The 6,452-nt window shown below is 65.4% G+C and carries 7 protein-coding genes; 3 read left to right on the top strand and 4 right to left on the bottom strand.

What is annotated here, in order from left to right; genetic code table 11:
- From otnK to VKP01_RS04310, 3 genes are all read left to right on the top strand, one after another.
- Positions 1–991, top strand: a 991-nt coding sequence (gene otnK / locus VKP01_RS04320; RefSeq protein WP_324410614.1) for a 3-oxo-tetronate kinase, incomplete at its 5' end; no start/stop codon positions are given.
- A gap of 4 nt (positions 992–995) precedes the next feature.
- On the top strand, positions 996–2,444 hold the full coding sequence (locus tag VKP01_RS04315; RefSeq protein ID WP_324410612.1) for an aldehyde dehydrogenase family protein: 1,449 nt from the start codon (positions 996–998) through the stop codon (positions 2,442–2,444).
- Between the two features lie 10 nt (positions 2,445–2,454).
- Positions 2,455–3,090 (top strand): class II aldolase/adducin family protein, encoded by a 636-nt coding sequence (locus VKP01_RS04310; RefSeq protein WP_324410610.1) that lies wholly within the window; start codon positions 2,455–2,457, stop codon positions 3,088–3,090.
- A 39-nt stretch (positions 3,091–3,129) separates the two neighbouring features.
- Here VKP01_RS04310 and VKP01_RS04305 read toward each other — a convergent pair whose 3' ends face one another.
- The 4 genes from VKP01_RS04305 to VKP01_RS04290 all read right to left on the bottom strand — a co-directional run.
- Complete coding sequence (locus VKP01_RS04305; RefSeq protein WP_324410608.1) at positions 3,130–3,930, bottom strand: hypothetical protein; 801 nt, start codon at positions 3,928–3,930, stop codon at positions 3,130–3,132.
- A 106-nt stretch (positions 3,931–4,036) separates the two neighbouring features.
- Entirely contained in the window at positions 4,037–4,867 is an 831-nt protein-coding gene (locus tag VKP01_RS04300; protein ID WP_324410606.1) for a patatin-like phospholipase family protein, read from the bottom strand.
- Positions 4,868–4,891: 24 nt separating this feature from the next.
- Positions 4,892–5,815 (bottom strand): alpha/beta hydrolase, encoded by a 924-nt coding sequence (locus VKP01_RS04295; RefSeq protein ID WP_324410604.1) that lies wholly within the window; start codon positions 5,813–5,815, stop codon positions 4,892–4,894.
- Between the two features lie 47 nt (positions 5,816–5,862).
- The coding region (locus VKP01_RS04290) for a glutathione S-transferase family protein (protein ID WP_324410602.1) at positions 5,863–6,452 on the bottom strand (590 nt) is incomplete at its 5' end.

Below are 6,452 nucleotides of genomic sequence, written 5' to 3'. Positions count from 1 at the left end.
TATCGGCCCCGTCACCGACGCCCTGCGCGCGGCGACGGGCGCGGATGCGCCGATCGTCTGCCCGGCCTTTCCCGGTGCGGCGCGCACGGTCTATCTCGGCCATCTCTTCGTTGGTGATCGCCTGCTGAGCGAGAGCCCGCTGCGCCATCACCCGCTCAATCCGATGCATGACCCCGATCTGGTGCGCGTCCTCGCCCGCCAGAGCGCGGGCGATGTCGGTCTCATCCCCTATGCCACTGTCGAGCAGGGCGCTGATGCCGTGGCGGAAGCCCGCGAAGCGCTCGCCCGTGCGGGCAAGATCGCGGCGATTGCTGATGCGCTGACCGACCGCCATCTGGAAATCCTCGGCGAAGCCGCCGCGCGCACACCCTTCTCCACCGGCGGATCCGGGCTGGGTGCAGGGATCGCTGCGGCACTCGTACGTGAGGGCCGCGCCGGACAGGGCAAATCCGAGACATTGCCTGCGATCGGTGGTCGTGGGGTGATTCTCTCGGGAAGCTGCTCGGTGGCGACGCTGGAGCAGATCGACCGGGCGGAGGAAGCCGGCATCGCCAGTTTGCGCCTCGATCCGATGCAGATCGTCGCCGAGCCGGATGCGACCTTCGAAGCGATCACCGGTTGGATCGCTCAGCAGGAGGGCGAGGCGCCCGTCCTGATCGCCGCAAGCGCGCCGCCGGATGTCGTGGCGAGTGTCCAGGAGCGCTTCGGGCGCGATGCGGCCGGGCATGCGATCGAGGCGCTTCTGGCGCGCTGCGCGACACATCTGGTGGAAAGCGGCGTACGACGCCTCGTCATTGCCGGCGGCGAGACATCCGGAGCCGTGACCGATGCACTGGGTATCGAAGCGCTGCTGATCGGGCCGGAAATCGCCCCGGGCGTGCCAGCCACGCACGCGCTCGGCGGGATCGCGGCGCCGCTCGGGCTCGTTTTGAAATCCGGCAATTTCGGCAGCCCCGATTTCTTCGCCAAAGCGCTTTCGGTTCTGGAGTAACCCCATGCATGCCCTCCCCGCCCCCCGCCTGCTGATCGCCGGCCAATGGATCGAGGCCGACAACCGCGAAACGATCCCCGTCATCGATCCGAGCGCGGGCGAGGCCTTCGCCGAGATCGCGCGCGGCGGCGCTGCGGATGTCGATGCCGCCGTTGCCGCCGCGCAGCAGGCGATGGAGGGGCCCTGGGGGCGCATGAGCGCGACAGAGCGTGGGCGCATCCTGCATCGGCTCTCGACCCTGATCGAACGCGAGGCCGAGCGGCTGGCGCATATCGAGGCGCGCGATGTCGGCAAGCCGCTCTCCCAGGCGCGGGCGGATGCGGCGGCCTGCGCGCGTTATTTCGAATTCTACGGCGCCGCCGCCGACAAGGTCCATGGCGACACCATCCCCTACCAGGACGGCTTTGCCGTGATGACCTGGTACGAGCCGCATGGCGTGACCGGGCATATCGTGCCGTGGAACTATCCGATGCAGATCATCGGGCGCAGCGTCGGCGCGGCGCTCGCCATGGGCAATGCCTGCGTGGTGAAACCCGGCGAGGACGCCTCGCTCACCGCCCTCATTCTGGGCGAGCTCTCCACCGAGGCGGGGCTGCCCGAAGGCGTTCTCAACATCGTCACCGGTTATGGCGCGGAGGCGGGTGCGGCGCTGGCAGTGCATCCGGGCGTGGCGCATATCTCGTTTACCGGCAGTGTCACGACGGGGGCGCTGGTGCAGCAGGCCGCCGGGCGCAACGTGATCCCGGTGACACTGGAGCTCGGCGGAAAATCGCCGCAGATCGTCTTCGCTGACGCCGATCTCGACGCCGCCCTGCCCTTTCTCGTACGCGCTGCGGTCCAGAATGCCGGCCAGACCTGCTCCGCCGGCTCGCGCGTTCTGATCGAGCGCCCGATCTTCGACCGCGTCGCCGGACTGATTGCCGAGCGCTTCAAGGACCTGCGCGTGGGCGCGGCGCTGACCGATCCCGATATCGGCCCGATCATCAACGAGAAGCAGCGTGCCGGCATCCGCGCCATGGTCGAGGCCGCGCAGGAAGCCGGCGCGCCGTTGCTGGCCGAGGGTGCGATCACACCCACATCGCCCGGCGGCGGATACTATGTGCGCCCCGCCCTGTTCGGCCCGGTCGATCCGCAGTCCGACCTCGCCCAGCGCGAGGTGTTCGGTCCGGTTCTGGCACTGATCCCGTTCGACGACGAGGCGGATGCGATCCGCATCGCCAACGGCACGGATTACGGCCTCGTCGCCGGCGTGTGGACGCGCGATGGCGGGCGGCAGATGCGGCTTGCGCGCAGGCTGAAGGCGGGGCAAGTCTTCGTGAACAATTACGGCGCCGGCGGCGGTGTCGAACTGCCCTTCGGCGGCGTCGGCAAATCCGGGCATGGCCGTGAGAAGGGCTTCGAGGCGCTCTACGGGTTTGCGCATCTCAAGACCGTCGCGGTCAAATACGAGTAGGGATCAGAGCATGAGCGATATGCGCGAGGCGATCGTCGCGGCCGCGAAGCGAATGGATGCGGCGGGGTTTGCACCCAACAAATCCGGCAACGTCTCCGCGCGCACGGATGGCGGCATGATGATCACGCCTTCCGGCCTGCCCTATGCGCGTATGACGCCGAACGACCTCGTCACCATGCGCCTCGACGGGACGGTGACGGGCGTCGGCAAACCCTCCTCGGAATGGCCCTTCCACGCCGCGATCTACGAGGCCCGCCCGGATGCGCAGGCGATCGTCCACACCCATAGCCCGAAGGCAACGGCGCTCGCCTGCGCACGCAAACCCATCCCCGCCTTCCACTACATGATCGCCTATTGCGGCGGCGCGGATGTGCGTTGTGCCGATTACGCCACCTTCGGCACGCCGGAACTCGCGCAATCCGTGGTGCGCGGGCTCGAAGATCGCAAGGCGGTGCTTCTGGCCAATCATGGCGTTGTGGCGCTCGGCGCAACCATTGAGGGCGCCTACAACATCGCGGCGGAGGTGGAAAACCTCGCCGGCGAATATCTCACCATCCTCGCCGCCGGGCTCGACCCCGTGATCCTCGACGAGGCCGAGATGGAGCGGGTCGCCGCGCGCTTCTCCGGCTACGGCAAGGTGGGGTAAGGCGGGTCTTGCCGGGCGATCCGACCGCTGCGATCAGATTTACAAGCGTCCCACCAGGCTCCGCAGAAGCTCGTGATAGGTCTCCTTCTTCATCAGAACCGCGTTGCTGCCGTTCGTGAGAAGATTGTTAGCCTGCCACGGGCCGTTGGGGTCCCCCGTGCCGCCGAACTGTCCGATGGTACAATCGAGGACATAGACGCCCTGGTTCGTCTGGATTTCCAGCACGTAATGCGCCCCGTTCGCGACAGCCTCCTGGGTGATCCGTTTGATCCCCGCCTGGCGAAGCTGGCCATAGGCATCGGCCGTGCATTCACCACACATGCCGATGAGATCCTCCGGACGCCGGGGCTGACACTCGTTCACCACCGGGAGGCTATGCACTGCATCGATGACGTCATTGAGGTCCGGAACACGGGCATTCAACTGCAGGGCGTCCATCACTGCTTGCCGGAGCGCGGATCCCACCTCCCCCGGGAGCTGGGCCAGGTTCCTGATCGTGTCGCCGATATGGCCCAGGCCGATGACGCCGCGCTGCACCATGTCGGTAAGGACATTCCACACCGTGTCGCGCACGATGCGCTGCTCATCTCTCGAGAGCGAGTTCCAACTGACACCGATTGAAGCCACGACGGCCATCGCCACCGCCGTAACCGTCCCCGCACCGATCGCCGGTGCGGCGAGCGGAAACGCGGCGATCTGATTGTCGGCCGGGCCGGTCAGGGCTTTCGACGGATTCGACGCGGTGTCGAAAGCTGCGGCAAACATGCCGTTATGCCCGGGGCTCTGGGGTGTGGCGATAGCTTTCGAAGGCGGTACGCTCGATGATGCAATCTGATTCATGGCTGCAAACCCAAAAAAGAAATGAATGACCCAAGATTATCCACTATAAATTGCATTGCAACATAAAATTATAAATATAATATATTATTATTTGAAAAAGGGCGCGCTATACATTGCCGAGAATGGCTTCGATATGCCGTTTCATCGCGTCCTTGCAGGCATCGCCGGCGGCCAGCACATCCTCTGCGCTGAAGAACTCGAGCACGAAAAAATGCGCGATATCCGGCTTGATGACGGCTTCCGGGCTCCGGCTTGCGAGCTTGGCGCGCACGATCGCCTCCTGCATGATCTGGATCGTGCCGATACCGAGCTCGAACCCGCCCGGCATCCGCTCCACATCCTCGGTCGGCCCGCCAGCAACATCGACGGCGATGACGTGATCGGCCTTGTCGAAGAGCAGATCGAAGGGCAGCGGGTTGACGATGCCGCCATCAATCAGCGTGCGCCCCTCATGTTGCACCGGCTTCACCACGCCGGGAATCGCCAGTGATGCAGCTACGGCAGGGCGCAGGGGCCCCTTCTCGAAGGTGACGCCCTCCCGGCGGAAGAAATCCGTCGTGGCCACGAGCAATGGCGTCTGAAGCTCTTCGAATGTCTCGGGGATTCCGTCTGGCCAGTAGATGTCGAGCAGCTTCTCGCCGTCGAGGGTGAAGAGGTTACCTTCACCCTTCAGGATATCGAAAATCCCCGCTGCGCGCGCATCCACGAGCCTTGCCATGGCGCGCGCACGGTCTCTGGCCTGGCTCAGAAGATATTCTCGCAGATCCTTTCCCGAAATCCCGGCGCAATAGGGTGCGCCGATGATGGCACCGATCGAGGCACCGGCGACGATATCGGGGCGCAGGCCGAGCTCGTCAAAAACTTCCAGCAACGGGATATGCGCGAGCCCGCGCGCACCGCCGGAGCCGAGAGCGAGACCGATCGTGGGGGTTGTCATGTGCTGCGCCTCCACGAGTGGCGATCAGTCGGCGGGGGTCATCAGGAAGGGTTCGAGAATTTCGAGCATGTCGCGCGGGTTCTCCTCGGCGAGGAAATGCCCCGAACGGATGCCGCCACCCTCGGCGCGCGGGGCAAAACTGTTGCGCCACACATCGAGCGCAGTAACCGATCCCGGCTCGTCGCTGCCCGAGAGATAGAACTCCCCCCAGATCACGCAGGTTTTCGCCAGAATGATTTTGCCGGAGGCAAGATCCGCCTCGTCCTGCGCGCGATCCACGGTGGCGCCGGCGCGGTAATCCTCACAAAAGGCGTGGATGCGCGAGGGATCGTTGGAGGCCTTGCGATAGGCCTGGAGCGCGCGCCGGTCGAAGGCATCGAGTGTGCCATCCTGCGTCCATCCGCTCATCAGTTTTTCGAAGAAAGCGATGGCATCCTTGCCGATTGCATCTTCCGGTTCGGGCTCGGCGCGGGAGAGAAACTCCCAATGCGCACCGGGTATCGCGCCGGATTCGATCCGCTCCCAGACCCGGATCGTGGGCAGGATGTCGATCAGGCCCAGATGCGTCAGCCGCCCCGGGTGCTCAAGCGCGAGCCGGTAGCCGACCCGCGCGCCGCGGTCATGCCCGACCAGCGCGAAGCGTGTATAGCCCAGATCCGACATCACCTTCACGGCATCGCGACCCATGGCGCGCTTGGAATAGGTCTCGTGCCCGCCATCGCCGTGCGGCGCACTCGACCAGCCGTATCCGCGCATATCCATCAGCACGACGTGATGGTTCTTCGCAAGCTGCCCCGCCACCCGGTGCCAGCAGACATGGGTCTGCGGGAAACCGTGCAGCAGCAGCACGGGCGTCCCCTCTCCGCCATGGCGGACAAAGACCTGCCCCTGCTCCGTGGCGAAGTAGCCGGATGCGAATCCGGGGAAGAAGTCGTGACTGTCGCTCATCGCTGACTGCTCTCCCTAACCATCGTCGCGCCGCAGCCCGTCACGTGTCAGGCGGCGACCCGCCGGGCCGCGCGCGCGTAGCCATCATGCAGATCAAGCATGCGCTCGCGCCAGGCATGCACCGGATCATCCGGCTCCAGCAGTTCGAAATGGCTGATGCAGCGTGCCCACATGAAGCCGCCGAACGCCGCGTAATCCGCGTAACCGGGCGCCTCACCGGCGAGATAGGGATACTCGGTCAGAACCATCCGCATGGGACGCAATGCCTTGCGGAAACCGTCGACCCGCTCCTCGCGCCCGGCGACGATGTCTTCCAGCTTGCGCCCGAAGCGCTTCTCACGGCTCTCACGGAAATAATGCTGCGATTGCGGATCGAGGCAGCTCCAGATGTCGTGAACGAGCAGCGTGATCATGCCCGGCAGCATCACCCCGTCGCACCAATGCGCGATGAACCGCGCCATCGCCTCGCCCTGCGCGCCCCCGAACAGGGCCGGAGCATCCGGGTAAGCGCGCTCGAGATAAAGGGCGATCTGCCAGGAATCGGAGACGACTGTGTCTCCATCGACCAGCACAGGCACCTTGTCCTGACCGGAAAAGGCGAGCGCCTCCTTCTCGGTGAAGCGCCAGGGCCTGCTTT

Source organism: Saliniramus sp. (assembly GCF_035311605.1).
Classification (GTDB): domain Bacteria; phylum Pseudomonadota; class Alphaproteobacteria; order Rhizobiales; family Beijerinckiaceae; genus Saliniramus.
Note: the sequence above shows the minus strand (reverse complement) of the source record. Positions and strands in the feature narration are given on the sequence as shown.

Coding starts and splice junctions, on each gene's coding strand:
- VKP01_RS04315 (WP_324410612.1), top strand. CDS start 996: ATGCATGCCCTCCCCGCCCCCCGCCTGCTGATCGCCGGCCAATGGATC.
- VKP01_RS04310 (WP_324410610.1), top strand. CDS start 2,455: ATGAGCGATATGCGCGAGGCGATCGTCGCGGCCGCGAAGCGAATGGAT.
- VKP01_RS04300 (WP_324410606.1), bottom strand. CDS start 4,867: ATGACAACCCCCACGATCGGTCTCGCTCTCGGCTCCGGCGGTGCGCGC.
- VKP01_RS04305 (WP_324410608.1), bottom strand. CDS start 3,930: ATGAATCAGATTGCATCATCGAGCGTACCGCCTTCGAAAGCTATCGCC.
- VKP01_RS04295 (WP_324410604.1), bottom strand. CDS start 5,815: ATGAGCGACAGTCACGACTTCTTCCCCGGATTCGCATCCGGCTACTTC.